This is a genomic window from Nonomuraea sp. NPDC049625 (assembly GCF_040675285.1).
GTDB lineage: Bacteria > Actinomycetota > Actinomycetes > Streptosporangiales > Streptosporangiaceae > Nonomuraea > Nonomuraea angiospora_A.
The window spans coordinates 299,995-321,972 of the sequence record NZ_JBFAOQ010000007.1; the positions used below are offsets into that span (position 1 = coordinate 299,995).

Annotated in this window: 16 protein-coding genes; 8 read left to right on the forward strand and 8 right to left on the reverse strand. The window is 70.7% G+C overall.

The window, feature by feature from the left end:
• Positions 1-2: 2 nt before the first annotated feature.
• A complete protein-coding gene (locus tag AB0J87_RS30480) occupies positions 3-764 on the reverse strand; it encodes an MBL fold metallo-hydrolase (RefSeq protein ID WP_363970611.1) in 762 nt (253 codons plus the stop codon).
• 79 nt (positions 765-843) lie between these two features.
• On the opposite strand from AB0J87_RS30480, the gene AB0J87_RS30485 reads away from it, so the two are divergent.
• On the forward strand, positions 844-1,242 hold the full coding sequence (locus AB0J87_RS30485; protein ID WP_363970613.1) for a MerR family transcriptional regulator: 399 nt from the start codon (positions 844-846) through the stop codon (positions 1,240-1,242).
• A gap of 9 nt (positions 1,243-1,251) precedes the next feature.
• On the opposite strand, the gene AB0J87_RS30490 is transcribed toward AB0J87_RS30485, so the two are convergent.
• Entirely contained in the window at positions 1,252-2,436 is a 1,185-nt protein-coding gene (locus AB0J87_RS30490; RefSeq protein WP_350725879.1) for a hypothetical protein, read from the reverse strand.
• 113 nt (positions 2,437-2,549) lie between these two features.
• Positions 2,550-4,184: a phospholipid carrier-dependent glycosyltransferase gene (locus AB0J87_RS30495; protein ID WP_363970615.1), complete on the reverse strand. Its 1,635-nt coding sequence runs from the start codon at positions 4,182-4,184 to the stop codon at positions 2,550-2,552.
• Positions 4,185-4,261: 77 nt separating this feature from the next.
• Here AB0J87_RS30495 and rsmI point away from each other — a divergent pair, with 77 nt between their 5' ends.
• Together rsmI and AB0J87_RS30505 are read left to right on the forward strand one after the other, a co-directional pair.
• The gene (gene rsmI / locus AB0J87_RS30500; RefSeq protein ID WP_363970617.1) at positions 4,262-5,110 is read left to right on the forward strand and encodes a 16S rRNA (cytidine(1402)-2'-O)-methyltransferase; all 849 of its coding nucleotides are present in this window, start codon (positions 4,262-4,264) and stop codon (positions 5,108-5,110) included.
• Positions 5,111-5,162: 52 nt separating this feature from the next.
• Positions 5,163-6,707, forward strand: a complete 1,545-nt coding sequence (locus AB0J87_RS30505; RefSeq protein WP_363970619.1) for a phospholipid carrier-dependent glycosyltransferase — start codon at positions 5,163-5,165, stop codon at positions 6,705-6,707.
• On the opposite strand, the gene AB0J87_RS30510 is transcribed toward AB0J87_RS30505, so the two are convergent.
• Complete coding sequence (locus AB0J87_RS30510) at positions 6,643-8,118, reverse strand: hypothetical protein (RefSeq protein WP_363970621.1); 1,476 nt, start codon at positions 8,116-8,118, stop codon at positions 6,643-6,645. The genes AB0J87_RS30505 and AB0J87_RS30510 overlap by 65 nt on opposite strands.
• Before the next feature lie 171 nt (positions 8,119-8,289).
• Here AB0J87_RS30510 and AB0J87_RS30515 point away from each other — a divergent pair, with 171 nt between their 5' ends.
• A complete protein-coding gene (locus tag AB0J87_RS30515; protein WP_363970623.1) occupies positions 8,290-9,510 on the forward strand; it encodes a glycosyltransferase family 2 protein in 1,221 nt (406 codons plus the stop codon).
• 87 nt (positions 9,511-9,597) lie between these two features.
• Positions 9,598-11,379 carry a methionine--tRNA ligase gene (gene metG / locus AB0J87_RS30520; protein ID WP_350725869.1) on the forward strand — a complete coding sequence of 594 codons (1,782 nt, stop codon included), beginning with the start codon at positions 9,598-9,600 and terminating at the stop codon, positions 11,377-11,379.
• On the opposite strand, the gene AB0J87_RS30525 is transcribed toward metG, so the two are convergent.
• On the reverse strand, positions 11,324-12,559 hold the full coding sequence (locus tag AB0J87_RS30525) for an FAD-dependent monooxygenase (protein ID WP_363970625.1): 1,236 nt from the start codon (positions 12,557-12,559) through the stop codon (positions 11,324-11,326). The genes metG and AB0J87_RS30525 overlap by 56 nt on opposite strands.
• 46 nt (positions 12,560-12,605) lie before the next feature.
• Entirely contained in the window at positions 12,606-15,809 is a 3,204-nt protein-coding gene (locus tag AB0J87_RS30530) for a BTAD domain-containing putative transcriptional regulator (RefSeq protein ID WP_363970627.1), read from the reverse strand.
• On the opposite strand from AB0J87_RS30530, the gene AB0J87_RS30535 reads away from it, so the two are divergent.
• On the forward strand, positions 15,808-16,683 hold the full coding sequence (locus AB0J87_RS30535; RefSeq protein ID WP_363970629.1) for a TatD family hydrolase: 876 nt from the start codon (positions 15,808-15,810) through the stop codon (positions 16,681-16,683). The genes AB0J87_RS30530 and AB0J87_RS30535 overlap by 2 nt on opposite strands.
• Positions 16,684-16,792: 109 nt before the next feature.
• A complete protein-coding gene (locus AB0J87_RS30540; RefSeq protein WP_363970631.1) occupies positions 16,793-17,710 on the forward strand; it encodes a ubiquitin-like domain-containing protein in 918 nt (305 codons plus the stop codon).
• Positions 17,711-17,713: 3 nt separating this feature from the next.
• On the opposite strand, the gene AB0J87_RS30545 is transcribed toward AB0J87_RS30540, so the two are convergent.
• Positions 17,714-18,901, reverse strand: a complete 1,188-nt coding sequence (locus AB0J87_RS30545) for a hypothetical protein (RefSeq protein WP_363970634.1) — start codon at positions 18,899-18,901, stop codon at positions 17,714-17,716.
• Positions 18,901-20,760 carry a protein kinase gene (locus AB0J87_RS30550; RefSeq protein ID WP_363971082.1) on the reverse strand — a complete coding sequence of 620 codons (1,860 nt, stop codon included), beginning with the start codon at positions 20,758-20,760 and terminating at the stop codon, positions 18,901-18,903. The genes AB0J87_RS30545 and AB0J87_RS30550 overlap by 1 nt, the downstream gene beginning before the upstream one ends.
• 70 nt (positions 20,761-20,830) lie before the next feature.
• Here AB0J87_RS30550 and rsmA point away from each other — a divergent pair, with 70 nt between their 5' ends.
• Positions 20,831-21,691: a 16S rRNA (adenine(1518)-N(6)/adenine(1519)-N(6))-dimethyltransferase RsmA gene (gene rsmA, locus AB0J87_RS30555; protein ID WP_363970637.1), complete on the forward strand. Its 861-nt coding sequence runs from the start codon at positions 20,831-20,833 to the stop codon at positions 21,689-21,691.
• Positions 21,692-21,978: the final 287 nt, after the last annotated feature.

Genomic DNA, 21,978 nt, shown 5'->3' on the forward strand with positions numbered 1-21,978 from the left:
AACTACCGTATGTAATGGGACAGTTCCCAAGGGTCATGCGCGGAGAAGACTGTGACGCCGTGGTCGTGTACGAGCGACCTCAGGCGTTCCTGGCTGGACAGGCGGCGCTCGGCGTCGACCTGGGCGCTGACCTGCACGAGGTCCATCAGCGGGTGCGGTTGGGGCTCGCGGTCCAGTTCGCCGTGGTAGAAGTACGCGTCCCCGGCGTGCAGCAGCCAGCGCTCGCCGTCGTTGACCGCCACCCCGGCGTGCCCGCGGGTGTGCCCGTCCAGCGGCACGAGCAGGAAGTCCTCGCCAAGCCCCGTCAGCGGCCGCACCCCGTCCACGCCCAGCCACCGGGTGCCCGTGTCCGGATAAGTCACCCATTTGGGTGAGTGAGCCCAGTGGCCCGGGCGGTAGCGGCGGTTCGGGGCCTGGGCGATGGCGTCCTCCAGCTCGACCTCCATGACGTGCACCTGGGCGTGCGGGAAGTCGGGCAGGCCGCCGCTGTGGTCCACGTCCAGGTGGGTCAGCACGATGTGCCGTACGTCGAGCGGGTCGTAGCCGAGCGCGGCGACCTGCCGCACGGCCGTCTCGTCGGGCGAGAGCAGCGGCTCGACGAGCTCCGCCCACTCGCGCTCCAGCATCTCCTCGGGCTTGGCCACGTCGTCGAGGCCCAGCCCGGCCTCGACCAGGACGAGCCCGGAGGCGGGCGTCTCGATCAGCAGCGCGTGGCACACCGCGGGCGCCGCCGGCTGCCCGTCCGGGGATTCGATCTCGCGCATGGAGCCGAGATTCAGGTGGTGAATTCGCATGCGCACTAGACTGCGACTTGAAGCGCGGTTCAAGTCAAGGGGCAAGGTCGTGGAAGACACGTTGATCGACATAGGCGAGGTGGCCAGGCAGAGCGGGCTGGCCGCGTCGGCGCTGCGGTTCTACGAGCGCAAGGGGCTCATCCAGGCGGACGGACGCAACGGCCTGCGCCGCGCGTACCGTCCCGAGACGCTGGAGCGCCTGGCGCTGATCACGTGCGCCCGGGACGCGGGGTTCACGCTGTCGGAGATCGCCGAGTTCCTGCGCGCCAGGCCGTCCGACGCGAGGTTGCGCGAGCGCATGGCGGCCAAGGAGCGCGAGGTGTCCGAGCGGGTCGCGCAGCTCACCCGGCTGCGCGACAGCCTGCGGCACGCGGTGACCTGCGACCACGACCCGCTTGTGGAATGTCCTGAGTTCAAGCAGGCCGTGGGCCGCGTGCCGCTGGGCTGAGCACGTTCGTCAGCTCGGGTTGACGTACTTTCTCGGTCGCAGGGCGTGGGCGCGCAGGGCCGCCAGGGCGGCGAGCTGGCCGGAGCGGTCCATCCGCACCGCCAGCTCGTCGCTGAAGGCCAGCCCCAGCGCGGTGAGCTGTGAGATCAGGTCGGCCACCGGCGCGGCGACGTCCTCCACGGTCGTGGTGGGATGCCAGCCCTCGCCGCCGACCACTTCCGCCACCCGCTCGCGCAACTCGGTGGGTGACATCAGCGTGCCGTCGGCGATCAGCATCAGCGCGGCCTCCCGCGCCGACACCTCGAACTCGTGCTTCCCCCTGGCCAGCAGCAGCCTCGTGACCGCCGACCACATGGCCGACTTGGACTTGAGCAGCCGCCGGCCGTAGTCGGTGATGGCCAGCTTCGTGCCGTCGCGGCTGATCGCGCCGAGCTCCCGCTCGGCCAGCTCGCGCAGCCTGAGCGCCTCGGGCGAGGGTGCCAGCCGCAGCGGCAGGCTCTCCTCCGAGGCGGCCAGGGTGAGGAGACGGTGCAACGGGGGCAGGGGCTGCGGGGTGATGGGCGCGTGCAGGCGCACCTCGAACGGCTGGGCCAGCTCGCGCCTGGCCGGGCCGCGGCCCAGCACCCAGCGGTTGAGGCGTTCGCCGTGCACCCGGTTGAGCCAGCTGTCGCCGCCCAGCTCGGAGCGGGGCTCGGTGAGCCAGCGGCGGGTCAGGGCGGTGCGGTCGACGGTCTCACCGGCGACGATCGCCAGTTCGAGGGCGGCGGAGCAGGCGAGGTGCGCGCCCAGCTCCTCGGGCCCCATGATCATGCTCCACTGCAGTTCGGGGACGTCGGGCGGGAGCACGCCCGTGGCCTCGAGCGCCTGCTGGTAGGCGCTGGTGCCGGCGTCCTCGCCCTCGCGGGCGTAGGTACGGAGGATCTGGAGGGTCGTGGGTGACACGCACAGAGCGGCGTAGCGCTCCATCCCGCCGAGCTGGAGCAGCCGGCCCAGCGAACGTGCCAGTCGTTCGTGGTCGCCGCCCACCTTGAGCGGCAACGTGTACCAGAGGAACTCGCAGACGTCGAGCTGGGTCACCGTTTCCAGCGGCTCTCCACCCGTCAGCCATTCGACGGCGGTCCTGGCCTCCTCGGCCAGCTCCGGCTGAGAGCGCTCCAACTCGGCGAGCAGGGCGGTGACATCCGGTGCACTCATGCCTCGAAGTTTGCCGTATCGACCCCGGGCCTGACGATGGCCGAATCCGGTGCGTATTGGGTCTTGCACAGCGATAACCCTAAGAAACCACTATGGGGCGGATGGTAAGCAGATCATATCCACCGTTTCTCGAACAACATGCGGGCCTTCCACTCGGTGTACGGGATGAGTTCGGCGGACAGGATCGGGTGCAGCCACCAGAAGTTGATGAGCGCGAGCAGCGTGAACGCGCCGACCACGGCGGCCCCGACGGTGCGCCGTACCGGCATCGCCCCCGTGACCGTCGGTTTCGACGACCCGATCAGCAGCCCGGCGCACAGCGTGATGGCCAGCACCATGAACGGCACCATCGGGATGGCATAGAACAGGAACATCGTACGGTTGTCGGCGACGGCGAAGTAGATCCACGGCACCAGGCCCATGGCGTACGACAGCAGCACGGCCCCCGCCCGCCAGTCGCGCGAGGAGACGTACCACGCGATCAGGGCCACCAGCGCGGCCACCGCCCCGAACCAGATCACCGGCGTGCCCACGCCCAGCACGGCCTCGGAGCAGTCCTTGACGCCGCACGTGTTCTGCTTGCCCTCGTAGTAGAAGGCGACCGGACGCAGCAGCAGCGGCCACTGCCAGGGCTCCGACATGTACGGGTGCGAGGTCTCCAGCCCGCTGTGGAACGTGTAGACCTGCCACTGGTACTTGATCCACGACCGCATCGAGTCGACCACGAAGAAGATCGGGTTGCCCGCGGAGGTGGCCTGATTCCAGTCGCGCCCGTAGCCGGTCGCGTTGGCGAACCAGCCGATCCAGGTGGCCATGTAGGTGACGAACGGCACCACGGCGAACGCCAGGAACGCCTGCGGCACGTCCTTGTTGAACGCCCCGACGTACGGATGCCGCAGCCCGACGGCCCGGCGGGCGCCGAAGTCCCACATCACGGACATGATCGCGAACGCCACGGCGAACGCCAGCCCCGACCACTTGACCGACATCGCGAAGGCCAGGCAGACCCCGGCGGCGATCCGCCACCACCTGATCCCCAGCGAGGGGCCGTGCGGCGAGAGCGGCGAGTTCTCGTACCAGGTCGCGAGCCGTTCGCGGGCCTGGTCGCGATCGACCACCAGGCAGGCGAACGCGGCCAGCACCCAGAACATCAGGAAGATGTCCAGCAGCGCCGTGCGCGAGAGGACGTAGTGCAGGCCGTCGAGGGCCAGCAGCAGGCCGGCGAAGCAGCCCAGCAGCGTCGACCGCGTCATCCTGCGGGCCACCCTGGCCAGGATGAGGATCGACAGCGACCCGATCAGCGCGGCGGCGAAGCGCCAGCCGAACGGGTTGAGCCCGAACAGCCACTCGCCCGCGCCGATCATCCACTTGCCCAGCGGCGGGTGGACGACGTAGGAGGCGCACTTGTCGAGGGTCTCGGACGTGCACGACTGCCAGATGTCGGTGTTGCCGGCGATGATCGCCTTGTCGGCGTCCTTGATGGTGGTCCGCTCGACACCCCAGGTGATCAGCGAGAACGCGTCCTTCATGTAGTACGTCTCGTCGAACACCACGGCCTTGGGATGGCCCAGGTTGATGAAGCGCAGGACGGCGCCGAAAAGGGTGACCAGCAGCGGGCCGATCCAGCCCCACAGGATGCTGCCGTGCATGGGAGGCACGAGCCGTTCGCGTACGGACATCGTCTTGGGAAGGCTGTCGCCGACCTCCGAGCTCTCGTTGGCCTGGTATGGGGAATCGGTCACCGCCATTCGGACATCGTACGGGCCCCAAGCCGATCGCAAACGCAGAAACACGGTTATTTGGGATGCCCTGCCACAATGGTCAGGTGACTGGAGACGGCAGGTTGGTGCTGGCAGGAGCCCCCATCGGCCAGGCGGGTGATGTCTCGCCGCGGCTGCGCGAGGTGCTCGGGAGCGCCGACGTGGTGGCCGCCGAGGACACCAGGCGGCTGCGCAGGCTCGCGACCGAGCTGGGCGTGGAGATCGCGGGCCGGGTGGTGTCCTACTACGACCAGAACGAGGTGGCGCGGGCCAAGGAGCTCCTGGAGACCCTGAAAGAGGGCCGCACGGTCGTGGTCATCACGGACGCGGGCATGCCGGGCGTCTCCGACCCCGGCTACCGCCTGACGCGCCTGGCGGTGGAGGAGGGCATCACGGTCACCGCGCTGCCGGGGCCGAGCGCCGTCACGACCGCGCTGGCCGTGTCCGGGCTGGCCAGCGACCGGTTCTGCTTCGAGGGCTTCCCGCCGCGCAAGCCGGGCGAGCGGGCCCGCCGCCTGGCCTCCCTGGCGGCCGAGGAGCGCACGATGGTCTTCTTCGAGTCGCCGCGCCGGCTGGCGAGCTCCCTGGAGGCCATGGCCGAGGCGTTCGGCCCCGACCGGCAGGCCGCCGTGTGCCGCGAGCTGACCAAGACGTACGAGGAGGTACGGCGGGGCGGGCTCGGCGAGCTGGCCGAATGGGCGGCGAAGGACGTCAAGGGCGAGATCACGCTCGTGGTCGCCGGATATGCGCCGGGGGAGGGCGAGCCGGACCTGGACGAGCTGGTCGCCGAGGTGGACCGCAGGGTCGCCGAGGGCGTCCAGCGCAAGCTCGCCGTCGCCGAGGTGGCCAGGCAGGCGGGCATCCCCAAACGTGAGCTGTATGACCTGGTTCACAGGAGATCCCCTACGCCATAGGGTGCGCATGGTGAGGAACTGGGGGGTTTCCGCTCAGCGACTGGTCCCGCCGATGCCGGGGACACCCATGCTGGGCTGGGCCGGGCCGATCCTGGTCGCGCTGTTCGGCGGCCTCCTGCGGTTCATCAGGCTCGACGAGCCCAAGGCCGTGGTCTTCGACGAGACGTACTACGCCAAGGACGCGTACTCGCTGATCACGCACGGCGTCGAGCGGACCATGCTCGGCGACGCCAAGGACCCGATCGCCGACAGACGCCTCATCACCGGCAACCTGGACATCTTCAAGCAATGTCCGCAGCCCGACGACTGCGCCTCGTTCGTGGCGCACCCGCCGCTGGGCAAGTGGATGATCGGCGCAGGCGAGTGGCTGTTCGGGATGGACCCGTTCGGCTGGCGCTTCGCGGCGGCGCTGATCGGCACGCTGTCCATCCTCATCATGGCCAGGGTGGCGCGCAGGATGACGCGGTCGACGCTGCTGGGCTGCCTGGCCGGGCTGCTGCTCTCGCTCGACGGCCTGCACCTGGTGCTGTCGCGCACGGCGCTGCTGGACATCTTCCTGATGTTCTGGGTGCTGGCCGGGTTCGCCTGCCTGGTGACCGACCGGGACTGGGCACGGCGACGGCTGGCGGACTGGCACGAGCGCGGCCCGATCGGCGAGCTGGGGCCGCGCCTGGGGCTGCGGCCGTGGCGGCTCGCGGCCGGGCTCTGCCTGGGGGCGGCGTGCGCGGTGAAGTGGTCGGGGATCTTCTTCCTGATCGCGTTCGCGGTCATGAGCCTCATGTGGGACCTGGGGGCCAGGCGGGCGCTGGGGCTGCGGCAGCCGTACCGGGGGGCGTTCTCGTACGACCTGCCGGGCGCGTTCGCGGCCATGGCGCTCGTACCCGCGGTCACCTTCGTGGCCTCGTGGACCGGGTGGTTCGCCACCTCCGGCGGCTGGGGGCGCAACTGGACGCAGGCCACCTCGTCCGGGCCGGGGTTCTTCGTGGTCGACTCGGTGCGGTCGTGGCTTCAGTACCAGGTGCAGGTGCTGGGCTATCACAGCAACCTGCACGAATACCACCCGTACATGTCGGAGCCGTGGCAGTGGCCGCTGCTGATCAGGCCCGTCTCGTTCCACTACCCGTCGGACATCCCGCCGTCGGCGTGCGGGGCCGACAAGTGCTCACAGGCCGTGCTCGGGGTCGGCACTCCCGCCCTCTGGTACGCCGCCGTGCTGGCGCTGGTCGGCCTCGTCGCCTGGTACGTGGCCACGCGCGACTGGCGGGCGGGGGCGGCGCTGCTGGGCGTCGCGGCCGGCTGGCTGCCGTGGTTCTACTACGCCCTCGCCGACAACCGGACGATGTACCTGTTCTACATGATCCCCGTCGTGCCGTTCATGGTGCTGGCGCTCGTGCTGGTGGCGGGGCTGGTGCTGGGCAGGCAGGACGCCCCCGCGCCACGGCGGGCGACCGGGGCCGCGCTGGTGGGGGCGTTCGCGCTCATCGTGCTGATCAACTTCTGGTGGCTCTATCCGGTGCTGACCGCCGAGACGATCACACACGCAGAGTGGTGGGCTCGGATGCTGATGCGTTCTTGGGTGACCGCCGCGCCCAAGTGACGCCGCGGCGCAGCGTGATCGCCGCGGCGACGCAGGCCAGCGGGACGGCCGGGAGCACGTACCGGTAGTCGAACTCCGCCGTCGCCGCCGGGGCCAGCAGCAGCCCCACCGCGCCGAGCCACGGCAGCGCCACCGGGCCGCCGAACTTGCGCCACCTGACCGCGACGCCGTACAGGCCGATCAGCAGGATGCCGCCGAGCATGATGCCGCGCAGGTAGAACACCTTCTGGTAGCCGCTCATGATGTCGGCCCACGGGTGCACGATGCGCGTCTCCGGCGGGCCCTGCTCGTAGCTGAACGCGTCGGTGTCGGTGCGGCCGCCCGCGTACGACGACCACTTCGGCAGCCGCTTGGGCTGGCCGCTCTCGTCCGGCTCGACGTACGGCTTGAACTCGTACATGCCGTATGTGGACGGATCGGGGAACATCGGCCGGCCCCAGTGGAACGAGCGGAAGAAGTCGCGCGTGACCACCTTGAGGTAGTCGCCGGGCTGCGACAGGATCGCCCGCGTGGCGAACGCGCTGGCCGCGTCGTTGGTGATCTCGCTCCACTTCTTGTTGATGCCCCACCGGTGCAGCACCTCGCCGGTGCCCGTGCCGTCGCCGTTGCCCTGGCCCCACAGGTACCACTGCGCGTAGTCCTTGCGCTGGCTGACCGGGTCGTTGATGCACAGCAGGAGGAGCTGGACCTCCTTGTACTTGTCGATCTTCATCTTGTTGCAGTCGGCGAAGATGGCCGTGCGCATGTAGAGGATGAGACCGTCGCTGTTGGTCATCGCGAACTTGCCGTACGCGGAGGCGAACCAGCCCATGTACGCCATCACCGGCACCGCGCAGGCCGTGATCACGGCGACGATCGGGCGCCAGCCGGTCCGCTTGACCAGCAGGTAGAGCACCACCAGCGCCAGGATCGGCAGGCCGATCGAGCGGGTCAGCCACGTCACCGCCAGCAGCAGGCCGACGACCGCGCCCGCCTGCCACGACAGCCGCCGCTTCCACAGCACCAGCGTGATGACGCCCACCACGAGCAGCGTGAACATGCTGTCGGACATCACCAGCTGCTCAAGCTGGATCTGGTACGCGTCCAGCAGCACCGGCGCCGCCGCCAGCGTGGCGCCCCACTTCGGCAGCCGGAACTTGATCCGCAGCAACGCGTAGATCAGGCAGGCCGTGGCCAGGCCCATCAGGTGCTGCGTGAAGATCACCAGTGCGAAGCTGTGGAACGGCTTGAGCAGCATGAGCCAGAAGCTGTAACCGTCGGGCCTGATCGGGTGCGGCCGCGGGTGCAGCGCCACCGAGACGTACTCGTAGGAGTCGTTGAACCACATGGCCGGGCCGTAGCCGAGCATGGTGATGAGCCGCAGCACGGCGCCAACGCCGAAAACCGCGGCGAACACTCGATGCCGGCGCACGAACGACAGCCAACGAGCTGCCCGGCCAGGAGCGGAGTGGTCCACAGGGGTAATCTCCGCGACGCTCACCATGCTGTAAAGAATGCCAGTCGTTTTTGGGTCTTGACCCGAGCACGGTTGGGCACAGGGCATGATGGTTCACTGGAAGAGTCTTAACTGAAGGGTAGACACGTGGAACTGACGGTGGTCATGCCCTGCCTCAATGAGGCGGAGACCGTGGAAGTCTGTGTACGCAAGGCGCTGGCGTGCATGGAGGAGCACGGCATCGAGGGCGAGGTCCTGATCGCCGACAACGGCAGCACGGACGGCTCACAACAGCTTGCCCGCGACGCCGGAGCCCGCGTGGTCCACGTCGACGAGAAGGGCTATGGCAACGCCCTCATGGGCGGGATCAGGGCGGCGCGCGGCAAATACGTCATCATGGGCGACGCCGACGACTCCTATGACTTCACCGCGCTGCTGCCGTTCGTCGAGCAGCTGCGCGACGGCGCCGACCTGGTGATGGGAAACCGCTTCAAGGGCGGCATCGCCCCGGGCGCCATGCCCCCGCTCCACCGCTACCTCGGCAACCCCGTGCTGTCGTTCGTCGGCCGGCTGTTCTTCCCCTCGGCCATCGGTGACTTCCACTGCGGGCTGCGCGGGTTCCGGCGCGACTCGATCCTCAAGCTGCAGCTGCAGACGGGCGGCATGGAGTTCGCGTCCGAGATGGTGGTCCGCTCCACGCTGTCGGGCCTCGACGTGCGCGAGGTGCCCACCACGCTCTCGCCCGACGGCCGCTCCCGCCCGCCGCACCTGCGCTCCTGGCGCGACGGCTGGCGCCACCTGCGCTTCCTGCTCCTCTACAGCCCGAAGTGGCTGTTCTTCTACCCCGGCGTGCTGATGATGATCATCGGCCTCGTCGCCGGGACGGCGCTGACGTTCGGCCCGGTGGAGATCGGTGAGCTGGCCTTCGACGTCGACACCCTCGTCGGGTCGTCCGCCCTGGTCGTGATCGGCTTCCAGGCGGCCCTGTTCGCCGTGTTCACCAAGGTCTACGCGGCCGAGGAGGGCTTCCTGCCCGAGTCGCCGCGCATCCGGCGGCTGATCGACATCGTGAGCCTGGAGAAGGGGCTCGTGGTCGGCGGCCTGCTGGCGCTGGCCGGTCTGATCGGCCTGGTGATGTCGCTGGTCCACTGGCAGGTGCGCAGCTTCGGCGAGCTTGACCCGCGCGAGTCGCTGCGTATCGTCGTGCCTTCCGCGACCGCTCTGGTCATGAGCTTCCAGACGATCTTCGCGGCGCTGTTCATCAGCATCCTCGGCATCCGCCGCACGCGCGAGACCTCCATCGACGTGGCCGCCAAGGCCGCGGAGGAAGCCGCGGAGGCGGTTTCCCTGGAGGAGTCCAAGCGATAGCCGTCCTCTACGGCGGGGTCCTGACGGGCCCCGCCGACACGGGGGATTCGGTCCGAGACGGACAGGGAGCCCCGTAGGCTAAGGACTATGTCCCAGCACATCTTGACCGCCGTCGCGTGGCCGTACGCAAACGGCCCCCGCCACATCGGGCACGTCTCCGGGTTCGGCGTGCCGTCCGACGTCTTCAGCCGCTACCAGCGGATGGCGGGCAACAAGGTGCTGATGGTGTCAGGCACCGACGAGCACGGCACGCCCATCCAGGTGCAGGCCGACAAGGAAGGCGTGACCGCCAGGGAGCTGGCCGACCGCTACAACCGCGTCATCGCCGAGGACCTCACCGGGCTCGGGCTCTCCTACGACCTGTTCACCAGGACCACGACGAAAAACCACTACGCCGTCACACAAGAGATCTTCAAGGGCCTCTTCGACAACGGCTATATCTTCCCCAAGACCACGATGGGGGCGATCTCCCCCTCGACCGGCCGCACCCTGCCCGACCGCTACATCGAGGGCACCTGCCCCATCTGCGGCTACGACGGCGCGCGCGGCGACCAGTGCGACAACTGCGGCAACCAGCTCGACCCGATCCAGCTGATCAACCCCAAGAGCCGCATCAACGGCGAGACGCCCACGTTCGTCGAGACCGAGCACTTCATGCTCGACCTGCCCGCCTTCACCGAGGTCCTCGGCTCCTACCTGCAGTCCAAGCAGGGCGAGTGGCGGCCCAACGTGCTGAAGTTCGCGCTCAACCTGCTCGGCGACCTGCAGCCGCGCGCGATCAGCCGCGACCTCGACTGGGGCGTGCCGATCCCGCTCGACGGTTGGCGCGACCAGCCCAACAAGCGGCTCTACGTGTGGTTCGACGCGGTGATCGGCTACCTGTCGGCGTCCATCGAGTGGGCCAGGCGCTCGGGCGACCCCGACGCGTGGCGCCAGTGGTGGCAGAACCCCGACGCCCGCGGCTACTACTTCATGGGCAAGGACAACATCGTCTTCCACGCCGAGATCTGGCCGGCGATGCTGTACGGCTACAGCGGGCAGGGCGACCGCGCCGGCACGCCGGGCTCGCTCGGCGGGCTCCAGGTGCCGTCCGAGGTGGTCTCCAGCGAGTTCCTGACGATGGAGGGCAAGAAGTTCTCCTCGTCCAGGCAAGTAGTAATTTACGTGAGAGATTTCCTGGCGCGTTACGACGCCGACGCCCTTCGCTACTACATCGCGGTGGCCGGACCGGAAAACCAGGACACCGATTTCACCTGGCAGGAGTTCGTCAACCGCAACAACGGCGAGCTGGTCGCGGCCTGGGGAAACCTGGTCAACCGGTCGATCTCGATGGCGGCCAAGAACTTCGGGGCCGTGCCCGAGCCGGGCGACCTCACCGACGCCGACCGGGCCCTGCTGGAGCGCTCGCGCAAGGCGTTCGCGCCGGTGGGCGAGGAGCTGAGCAGGTCGCGCTTCAAGAACGGGATCAACGAGGCGTTCGACGTGGTCCGCGAGGCCAACAAATACCTGGCCGAGCAGGAGCCGTGGAAGCTCAAGGAGGACCCGGAGCGGCAGAAGTCGATCCTGCACGTCGCGCTCCAGGTCGTCGACGACGCCAAGACGATGCTCACGCCGTTCCTGCCCAGCTCGTCCAACAAGGTCTTCACCATGCTCGGCGGCGAGGGCGTGTGGTCGGGCATGCCGGAGATCCGCGAGGTCGACGAGGACGGTGGCACCCCCTACCCGGTGATCACCGGCGAGTACGACGGGGCGGCCCGGTGGGAGCACCGGCCGATCAAGCCGGGCACGCCGCTCGCGCCGCCCGTGCCGCTGTTCAAGAAGCTCGACCCGAAGGTCGTGGACGAGGAGCTGGCCCGGCTGGGCGAGTGACCTCGTAGGCCCCGTAGTCCTTGAGGCTGATGGCGCCGGCGGTCTTCCTGACCGACTTCGCCATCAGCCCCTTCCACGGCAGATACGGCAGGAGCCGGTAGTTCTGGTTCATGAACCAGGCCATGAACCTGTTCTCCGGGACCATGAACTTGCTGACACCCACGGCCGACCGCTGGCACCCCTCGGCGTAGGCGCGCACCTCCCGCTCGTAGCCGGCGAAGGCGGCGCGGTGGTCGCCGCCTGCCGCGGCCAGCTCGCCCGCCAGCACGTACGCGCTCACCATCGCCAGTCCGGTGCCCATGCCGGACAGCGGCGAGGCGCAGCACGCGGCGTCGCCCAGCAGCGCCACCCGGCCGCGTGACCAGGAGTCCAGGCGGATCTGGCCGACCGAGTCGAAGTAGAAGTCGTCCGTCCGCCGCATCCTGCGCATCAGCTCCGGGACCTCCCAGCCGACGCCCTCGTACGCCCGCTCCACGAGCTCCTGCTGGCGGGCGACGTCGTGCCGGTCGTGGTCGAGTGGCGGCGAGCCGAACCAGAACACGGCCTTGGCCTCGGCGTTCCCCCTCGCGCTGTAGATCGCGGCCATCTTGCCCGGGACGTTGTAGGCGTGACCGCTGTGGTCGAGCCCGAGGTAGTTGTCGATCGTGAACACCGCCGAGTAGAGCCCCAGGTACGACAGGTAGTCCCGCTCGGGACCGAAGGCCAGGGATCGCACGTTCGAGTGCAGGCCGTCCGCGCCCACCACGAGGTCGAAGCGCCTGGCCGGGCTCCGTTCGAAGGTGACCGTCACCCCGTCCGCGTCCTGGTCGACGGCCGTGATGGAGTCGCCGAAGACGTACTCGGTGTGGGCCTGGGTGGCGTCGTACAGGATGCGGGCCAGGTCGCCGCGGAGGATCTCGATGTCGCCCGCGAACAGGTCTTCGGGCATGGCCACGAGCTTCCTGCCTGCCTCGTTGACGTTCCACATGGCGCCCATGTGGGTCTGCTCGCGTTCGACGGCGTCCAGGATGCCCATCTTGCGAAGGACGGTCAGGTGTGCCTCGCCGCGGAAGTCCACGGCGTAGCCGCCCTCACGGAGGGCGGGGGCGCGTTCGACGACGGTGGTGCGGTGGCCGTACCGGGTGAGCCAGAGGGCGAGCGCGGGGCCGGCGACGCTCGCGCCGGAGATCAGGATGTCCATGCCCCTGACCCTGCCGATCCGGTCTCACCGCGCCCTCACCGGACTCTCACCACGGGGTCGGCTGATCGGTGACGGCGGCGATGGCGCTCAGCGGTGAGCGGTCGACGACCTCGTCGGGCACCCCGGCGAGCGCCAGCGCCTCCCGGTGGGAGAGCCGGGCGCCCGCCCGCCGGGCCCGCGCGTAGGCCTGGTCGCCCAGCGCCGCCCGCACCCGCTGCGCGACCTCGGGCTCCTGGGGCAGCTCGATGCCCCGCATGGCGACGGCGGCCCCCAGCAGCGTGGCCGCCCGCTCGGCGTCGTCGTCAAGGAACGCCAGCGCGGCGAGCGCCTCGAACGCCCGGGCGGTCTCGGGCAGCGCGCCCGACTCGATCGCGCCCGCCACCGCCCGCTCGTAGGACTCTCTGGCCGTCTTCCGATCCCCTTCGGCCTCGGCCACCCGGCCCAGGCCGACGTGGAGCCGGGCCAGGTTCCCCGCCGATTTGACCCATGCGGGGTCCGACTGCCGCAGCGCCCGCTCGTACAGCTCCCGCGCCCGTGCCAGGTCGCCTTTCGCGGCGGCCACGTCACCGAGCCCGCGAAGCGCCGAGGCCAGGTACGTCGGCAGGCCCACCCGCCCCGCCAGCTCGGCGGCCCGTTCGTAGTCGGCCCGCGCCCCGGCAGGGTCGGTCGCGATGCGGTGATCGCCGCGGTTGCACAGCAGGTCGGGCAGATCCTCCTCGGCCCCGAGCTGCTCGGCCAGCGCGATCGCCTCCTCCACGCGCGCCACGGCCGTCGCGTCGTCGCCGCAGGTGCCCGCCAGCCACGAGAGCCCGTCCAGGGCCAGCGCCATGCCCCAGCGGTCGCCGAGCACCCTGAACTGGTCGAGCGCCGCCGTCAGATCGGCCTCCGCCGAGGCGAACTCCCCGGCGGTCATCTGCGGATAGGCCCAGATGAACCGGGCTATCGCCCGCTCCCACGGGTCTCCGTCCCGCGCGGCCCGCCGCAGCACCGTGAGCGCCACCGTCGGATCGATCGAACCCGCCGTGATCATCGGCCACAGGAACGTGACGAGCGGGTACCGCCGCGCCCCGGAGCCGTCGGTGACCATCGTCTCGGCGAGGTTCTTGTGGCTCTCCCAGGCGTCCCTGCCGGTGCTCCCGGCCAGCGCGGACAGCAGGCACAGCACGTACGCCTCGCCCAGCTCCGGATCCGGCGCGGGACCCGCCGCCTCCAGCAGCGCCACCGCCGGGGCGGTCGCGGCGGCCCGCATGCCGCGCATCCACAGGTACGACGACTGGGCCGCCAGCAGCCGCATGCCGAGCGCCACCTCCCCGGATTCCGCCGCCCAGCGCAGCGCCGCCTGCAGGTTGTCGTGCTCCGCGGCGAGCAGGTCAAGGTGGTGGAGCTGGTCGGCGCCGCGCAGGTGCGGGTCGGAGCGCTCGGCCAGGTCGAGGAAGTACGCGGCGTGTGCTTTCCGTACGGTGTGCGCCTCGCCGGCCAGTTGCTCGGCGCAGAACGCGCGGATGGTCTCCAGCATGCGATAACGGCCGCCGCCCGGCTGGAGGAGCGATTTGTCGGCCAGGGAAACCAGGAGGTCCTCGGCGTCCGCCAGCCCGCACACCTCGGCGGCGGCCGTGGCCGTGGCGCTGCCGGAGAAGACGGTCAGGCGCCCGGCCATGGCCTTCTCCCGGTCGGTGAGCAGCTCCCAGCTCCACGCGACGACCGCGCGCAGGGTCTGGTGCCGGGGGTCGGCCGTCCGGCTGCCGCGCGACAGCAGGCTGAACCGATCCTGGTCCGCCAGCCGTACGGCCAGCTCGTGGGCCCCGTGCGTACGCAGGCGGGCGGCGGCGAGCTCGATGGCCAGGGGGAGCCCGTCGAGTGCCGCGCAGATGCGCTCGACCGACTCGTCCGGGGTGAAACCCGGGCGCGCGGCGGCGGCCCGGTCGGTGAAGAGCCGGACGGCGTCGGCGGGGGCGAGCGGGTGCACCGGCCAGACGTGCTCGGCCGTGATGGCCAGCGGCTCGCGGCTGGTGGCGAGGACGCGAAGGTCGGGGCAGGCGGAGAGCAGGCGTTCGGCGAGCTCGGCGGCGTCGTGGACGACGTGCTCGCAGTTGTCGAGGACCAGCAGCATCGGCCGCCCGGCCAGCGCCGCGACCAGCCGGTCCGTCGGCGCGGACCGCTCTCCCGGCCCGATGGCGCGGCCGCCCAGCAGGCCGCTCTCCCGCACGCCGAGCGCGCCGAGCACGACCTGCGCGAGATCCACGCCTACCCCCGCCGCCTCTGGCCCCGCTGTGTTCGTCCTCGACGCGCCGGCGCGCGCTGAGGCCAGCTCGACCAGCACCACCTCGACCGGCTCCCGGGTATCGCCCAGCGGCGGCTCGGCGAGCGACCGGGCGACCTCGACCGACAGCCGGGTCTTGCCCGCGCCGCCCGGCCCCAGCAGGGTCACCAGGCGCGCGGAGCCGAGCAGCGCGGACACCGCCGCCACGTCGGCCTCCCGTCCGACGAAGCTCGTCAGCCTGGCCGGCAGCGCGCGCCGCACCGGCGCGACAGGATCGGCCGCCCCGCGCAGCAGGCGGCCGTGCAGGTCGGCCAGCTCGGACGACGGATCCGCGCCCAGCTCGTCCGCCAGCAGCCGCCGGGTGTCCTCGAACACCACCAGCGCCTCCGCGGGCCGCCCGTCCGCCTGGAGGGCACGCATGAGCTGGCCGCGCAGCCGTTCCCGCAGCGGGTGCCGCTCGATCAGCTCGCCCAGCTCCGCCACGACCTCCCGGTGGGTGCCGCGCCGCAGGTCTGCCTCGATCCGGTCTTCGAGCGCGGCCAGCCGCCGCTCCTCCAGGAAGGCCCCGTGCTCGGGGTCCAGGTCCGCGACCGCCGAGCCCCGCCACAGCGCCATAGATTCGCGCAGCAGCCCCGCTGCCCGGACGGGGTCCCCGCCATCTTCCAAGGCGTCCCGGCCCGCGTCGGCGAGGCGCAGGAAACGGTGGGCGTCGATGTCGTCGGGCGCGGCGAGCAGCCGGTAGCCGAGCTCGGTCAGCTCGATCGCGACCCCGTCCCGCCGCAGCCGGGACACCTGCGAGTGCAGCGCGTGTACCGCGTCGCCGTGGGCCCGGTCCCCGTAGAGGACGTCGACGAGCCGATCCCGGGTGACCACCTCCCCGGGGCGGAGCAGCAGCAGCGCCAGCAGCGCCCGCCGCGCGGGACCGCCGAGCGGCACCTCGCCCCCGTCCGCGCGCCAGGCCATGGTGCTGCCGAGGATGCCGAACCGCATGGACGCTACTTTAGAACTCGTGACCAAGCTTCCCGCCGCTCCCGAGCCGCTTTCCGCACCGGTGTTCGACAGCCACTGCCATCTCGACATCATGGTCGGCAACAGGCAGGCGTCATCCGGCGATCCGGTGGCGCAGGCCGCGCAGGCGTCGGAGGCCAGCGTTCGGAGCATCCTGGAGGACTCCAGGGCGGTCGGCGTGACGCGGCTGGTCACCATCGGCTACGACCTGAGATCCTCCAGGTGGAACGCCGACGTGGCGGCCGAGCAGGAGGGTGTGTACGCCGGGGTCGCCATCCACCCGAACGAGGCCCACGAGGCCACGGCGGAGGTCCTGGCGGAGATCGAGAGCCTCGCGCGGCGGCCGGAGGTGCGGGCGGTGGGGGAGACCGGGCTCGACTACTTCCGTGACTGGGCGAGCAAGGAGGACCAGCACGCGAGCTTCCGCGCGCACATCGAGATCGCCAAGCGCACCGGCAAGGCGCTGGTCATCCACGATCGCGACGCGCATGACGATGTGCTGAGGGTGCTGGCGGAGGAGGGCGCGCCGGACAAGGTCGTCTTCCACAGCTTCTCGGGCGACGCCGAAATGGCGAAAAAGTGTGTCGAAGCAGGATATTTCATGTCTTTTTCCGGGCCTGTGACGTACAAGAACGCCGCCTACCTCCGCGAGGCCGCCCAGACCGCCCCGCAGGAGCTCATGCTGGTCGAAACCGACGCCCCCTACCTGCCGCCGGTCCCGCACCGCGGCAAGCCCAACGCTCCCTACCTCATCCCCCTCACTTTGCGCTGCCTGGCGGAGGTCAAAGGGGTCCATCCGGATCAGTTGTGCGAGGCGATCAGTGCCAACGGAGTCATGGTCTTCGGCGAGTGGTGACCATCTTTTGATGAACCCGCGGCTGCGGGGACGAGCGCGACGCTAACGTTCGGGCGGTCCTGACCGTTACCGGAATCGGGCGGCCCGTGGCCGCACCCGGAGGTGCTTCGTGCGAGGTAAGAGGCGCGCGCCTCGTCCCCCGATCCCGTGGCGTTCGCCGTGGACGCCGGTGGTGTGCCTGGCGGGCATGGTGGCGCTGGGGGCGCTCGTGTCGGTGTCGTCCCTGGTCAAAGAGGTCGTCGTGATCGTCGACGGCAGGCAGTCGCAGGTCCGCGCGTTCGCGGGGACCGTGCACGACGTGCTCGCGGAGGCGGGGGTCTCGGTGGGGTACGGCGACCTCGTACGACCTCCCGCCCACGAGGACGTCACCGACGGATCCACCATCGAGGTTCGCCACGCCCGCCCGATCACCCTGACCCTGGACGGCCGCACCAGCCGGCACCTGGTCACCGCCACGAACGTCGGCGACGCCCTCGCCGAACTCGACCTCACCCCGGCCGCCGGCAAGCTCTCCGCGCCGCCGGACGGCGCGGTGCCGCTGTCGGGGATGGAGCTGACCGTCTACACCCGGCGCAGGGTGTACGTGGTCGCCGGCACGAGCCGGATCGCCTCGCGCACCACCGCCAGGACGGTACGCGAGGTGCTCAGGCAGAAGCGCATCCCGCTGCGCCGCGGCTACGTGGTGAACCCGCCGCTCGGCAGCTTCCCCAAGGACGGGACGGTCATCACGGTCACACCATCGCACACCGTACCGATCCGCCCGGAGGTCCTGCGGCTCAACTGGCAGGCCCTGGCCGTGTGCGCGGCTCAGGGCGACCCCCAGGCCTACAACCCGGACGGACCGTACTACGGGATGTACCAGTTCAGCCTGCCCGTGTGGCAGGCCGCAGGCGGGATGGGGATCCCCAGCACGTGGCCTGCGGAGGAGCAGACGTACCGGGCGCAGGTCCTCTACCAGCAGATGGGCAGCCGCTGGCAGACCCAGTGGCCGAACTGCGCCGACCGCCTCTTCGACCCGGTCCAGTAGGGGTCATCCCGACAGGGACACCCCGAAATCCGCGCCCTTGGTCGGCTGGATCGGCTGGAGCGTCTCGGCGTTCCGCCCGGCCACCGCCACCTTCCCGTACGGCCGCGCGTCCGGCTGCCCCACGAACAGCTTGTTGCCGCTGAACGCCACCGACCACCCGGACAGCCCGTCGCCGGTCGCCAGCTGCCGATCCTCGGCCGCGTTCTTCCAGGAGACCACCCGGACACCGCCCCCGTACGGGGCGCCGATGGCCAGCCTGCCGTCCGCCGACGCCGCCATCGAGAACCCGAACGCCTGCTTGCCCCCCTGCGTCACTCTCCGCGTCGGTTTCCTGCCGGGGTCGAGCAGCTGCACGTACCCGGGGCCGGGGGAGCTCACCGCGTACCCGGAGCCCTCGCCGTACACCACCGAGTAGCCGAACCTGTCGCCGGAGACGTCGGTCGGCGAGTCCAGCTTGAACGAGGTGATCTTGGGTGCCAGCACGTCGTCGATGAAGACCACGGACCCCGAGTCGATCTTGCCGGTCTCGACCTGGCGGCCGGCGCCGTCGTCGTTCTCGTACGGGACGCCGACGACCAGCTCGTTCTTCGGCCCGAACGCCATCGACCAGCCGAACTGGTCGCCGACCTCGCTGTTGCCCCGCACGTCGTCGGACTCCTGGCTGATCCTGCGCAACTGGCCGGTGCCCTGGCGTACGTAGATCGCGCCCACGTCGGGGAGCCGTCCCTCGTCCTCGTACGGCGCGCTGATCGCCAGCAGGTCGCCGCGCGCGGCCAGCGACCAGCCGAAGTGCGCGAACCGCTGGGGCTGGGCCGCGGTCAGCCGCTGGGGAGGCGTGGCGCCGCCGCCGTAGACGACGTACGCGGCGCCGGCGTCCTCGGTGCCGTCCACGTCCGCGTACGGCGCGCCGATCACCAGGTCGGCACAGGCGTCGGCGTCGACCTTGGCCAGCCGTACGGACCAGCCGAAGGCGTCGCCCCTGGCCAGGTCGGGAACGGTGACGGGGACGACCTTGTCGCCCGACAGCACGCTCACCGAGCCCTTCTGGTCGTCCGCGAACGGGTCGCCCACGGCGACGTCGTCCACGCCGTCACCGTCGAAGTCGGCGGCTCCGGCGCAGGCCGCCGCGCCGGTGTGCATGAGCGGTGTCCCCGTCGCGAGCATGAGCGCGATGAGCGCGGATCGGATCATCACAGCGCGACCTCGATCTGCTTGCCGTTCTCGAGCATGGTCGCCGTCAGCTTCACGGGTTTGCGGTACATCGCCAGGTCGAACACGAACGCGCTGTCCACCCGCCCGCCCGGCAGAATGGCCGGGGGCAGGGTGAGGGCGGCCGGGTCGTGTTCGCCGCCCCGGTCGTCGACCATGGTGACGACGGGCTGGATCAGCTGCCTGCGCTCGCCGCCGGGGTTGAGCATCGTCCAGCGGATCACGCAGAGCTGGCCCTGGGTGGCGGTCTTGCCCTCGTACTCCTTCAGCCCGCACTCCGGCGCCGACGCGACGATCGCGACGGGGTCGTCGAAGTTGGCGCCCAGCGCGAAGCGGCGGCCCACGTCGTTCGGGCCGGCGGTGCCGGTCGTCTGGGACGGGGTGCCGGGGGTGGCGGTGGTGGGCGTGTTGCGGGCGGAGGTGACGATCAGTACGGCCACCGTCACGACGATGGCCAGCACGGCGGCCGCGGCGGCGATGAGCCACCGGGTGCCCGTCGTCCTAGAGCCGCCGAGGGTGTCGGGTTCGTCGTTGCCCGCCAGGGTTTCGGGCGGCCGGGTGTTGTCGCCGGGCAGGCTGCCCTGACGCAGCTGCACCTGGGCTTCCGGTCCACCCGAGCGGGCCTGCTCCTTCTTCTTGGCCAGGGCTTCGGCCTGAGCCTGCTCCCGCTGCCGCGCCTGCGCCTCCCAGCGCGCGAACTCCTCCTTGGCGGCCTCTTCCTCCCTGCGCGCCAGCTCCTCGACCGACGGCTGAGGGGGCGCGCCCGCGTTCCCGAACGAGCCCGGCACACTGGGCGCACCCGAGACACCGGAGGCGCCAGGGATGCTCGGGTTGGGAGGGCTGACCGGGTTGGCCGCGTTGCCCGGGATGCTCGGGGTTCTACCAGTGGCATCGCTCGGCGGCGGTGTCGTGAAAGTAGCCGTGATATCCGGCTCATCCACGACATTCTGCGGCGGCTGCCATTCGTTGAGCATCTCGGTCGCGACCAAGGTGGGCGGATCGGCGGGGCGCGCCGGCGTACTGCCTCCCACGAGGGCGATCAGGAGATCCTGCGCCGACGGGCGCACGGTGGGGTCCATGGAGGTGGCCCGCCGTACTAACTCGTTGAGCGGCGCGGGCAGCACGCCCAGCTCGGGCGGGGCGTTCAGCACGCGCGTGGCCAGCGTGATGGGGTCGCCGCGGCCGAACGGGTGCCGTCCGTTGCCCGCGTACGCCACCAGGCAGCCCCAGGCGAAGATGTCGGCCGCCGGGCTGACCACCTCGCCGCGCACCTGCTCCGGGGCCCACCATCCGGGGCTGCCCAGCAGTTCGCCGGAGAGCGTGAACCCGGTCTCCCGGTCGAGCGCCCTGGCGATGCCGAAGTCGATCACTCTGGGCCCCGACAACGAAAGGATCACGTTCGCCGGTTTGAGGTCTCTGTGCACGAGACCGGCCACGTGGATCGCCGCCAGCGCCGCCGCGACCCCCAGTGCGACGCCGTGCAGCGGCCCCGGTTCGAGGGAGCCGTATTTCGCGATCTGCTCCGAGAGCGGGGTGCCCGCGATGTACTCGGTCACCATGTACGGACGTCCGTCCCCAGTGTTGCCGTTGTCCAGCACCTGGGCAGTGCAGAACGACGCCACCCGGCGAGCGTTCTCGACCTCCGCATGGAACCTGGCCGCGAAACCCTCCTGGTTGGCGAACTCCGCCTTGACGACCTTGAGCGCGACGAATCGACCCGTCGGTGCCCGCGCGAGGAACACGGTTCCCATCCCGCCCTCGCCGAGCCGGCCGAGCAGCCGGTACGGTCCGATTTCCCGCAAGTCCGTCGGGCGGAGCGGCGCGGCGCCCGTTGGCTCCATGAGGGACGTCCCTTCCTGTTCCACGCCATCCTCTCCTTTGGTCTCCCCAAGCGCCATCGATGGTTCTTCGATGCGAGAGACTGGTTGGATGATGAGGCTGTTGGGCCCTGCAGAAATACGTATTTTGGCGGACAAGCTAGATCTTCGTCCGACAAAAAAGCTAGGCCAGAACTTCGTGATCGACGCAGGAACCGTCCGGCGCATTGTCCGCGTGGCCGAGCTTTCGGAGAACGACGTGGTCATCGAGGTGGGGCCGGGCCTCGGCTCGCTCACCCTCGCCCTCCTGCCCTCCGCCGCGCACGTGGTGGCGGTCGAGATCGACCCGGTGCTGGCGGGCCAGCTCCCCATCACGGTGGCAGACCGCGGCGGGCTCGACAAGCTCACGGTCGTGAACGCGGACGCCATGAGGATCACCCCGGACGATCTGTCCGGGTTCGCCCCCACCGCCCTCGTCGCCAACCTCCCCTACAACGTGGCCGTCCCGGTGGTGCTCCACCTTCTCGAGGTCCTGCCGTCCCTGCGCAAGGGCCTGGTCATGGTCCAGTCGGAGGTCGCCGACCGCCTCGCCGCCGGCCCCGGCTCGAAGGTGTACGGGATTCCGTCGATCAAGGCCGCCTGGTACGCGGACGTACGCCGCGCCGGCCCGGTCGGCCGTACCGTCTTCTGGCCCATCCCCAACGTCGATTCCGGCCTCGTCTCCATGGTGCGCCGCGAGCCGCCCACGACGAGCGCGTCGCGCGAGGAGGTGTTCGCGGTGGTGGACGCCGCCTTCGCCCAGCGCAGAAAGACCCTGCGCGCGGCCCTGGCAGGCTGGGCGGGCAGCGCGGCCCAGGCGGAGGCGGCACTGAGGGCGGCCGGCGTGGACCCCTCGGCCCGCGGGGAGCAACTGGACATCACATCCTTCGCCCGCATAGCCGAACTCAAGCCCTAACCCCCTCCGCGTCCCCTCCCCACGTCCCGCGTCCCCCACCCATCCGTCACCCTGCCCACCCCCCCGTGCCGTCACCCCGTGCCGCCACCCCGTGCCGCCGCCCACCTCACCCTCCGGCCCGGCACCTCCGGCCCGGCACCTCCGGCCCGGCACCTCCGGCCCGGCACTTCCCACCTCGCCCTCTCGCCCGATACCCTGCCCCGCCCTCCGGCCCGGCACCTCACCTCACCCTTCCACCCGGGTGCCCTGACCCACCGTCCCGGCAGGTGCCCAACCAGCCGTTCTGG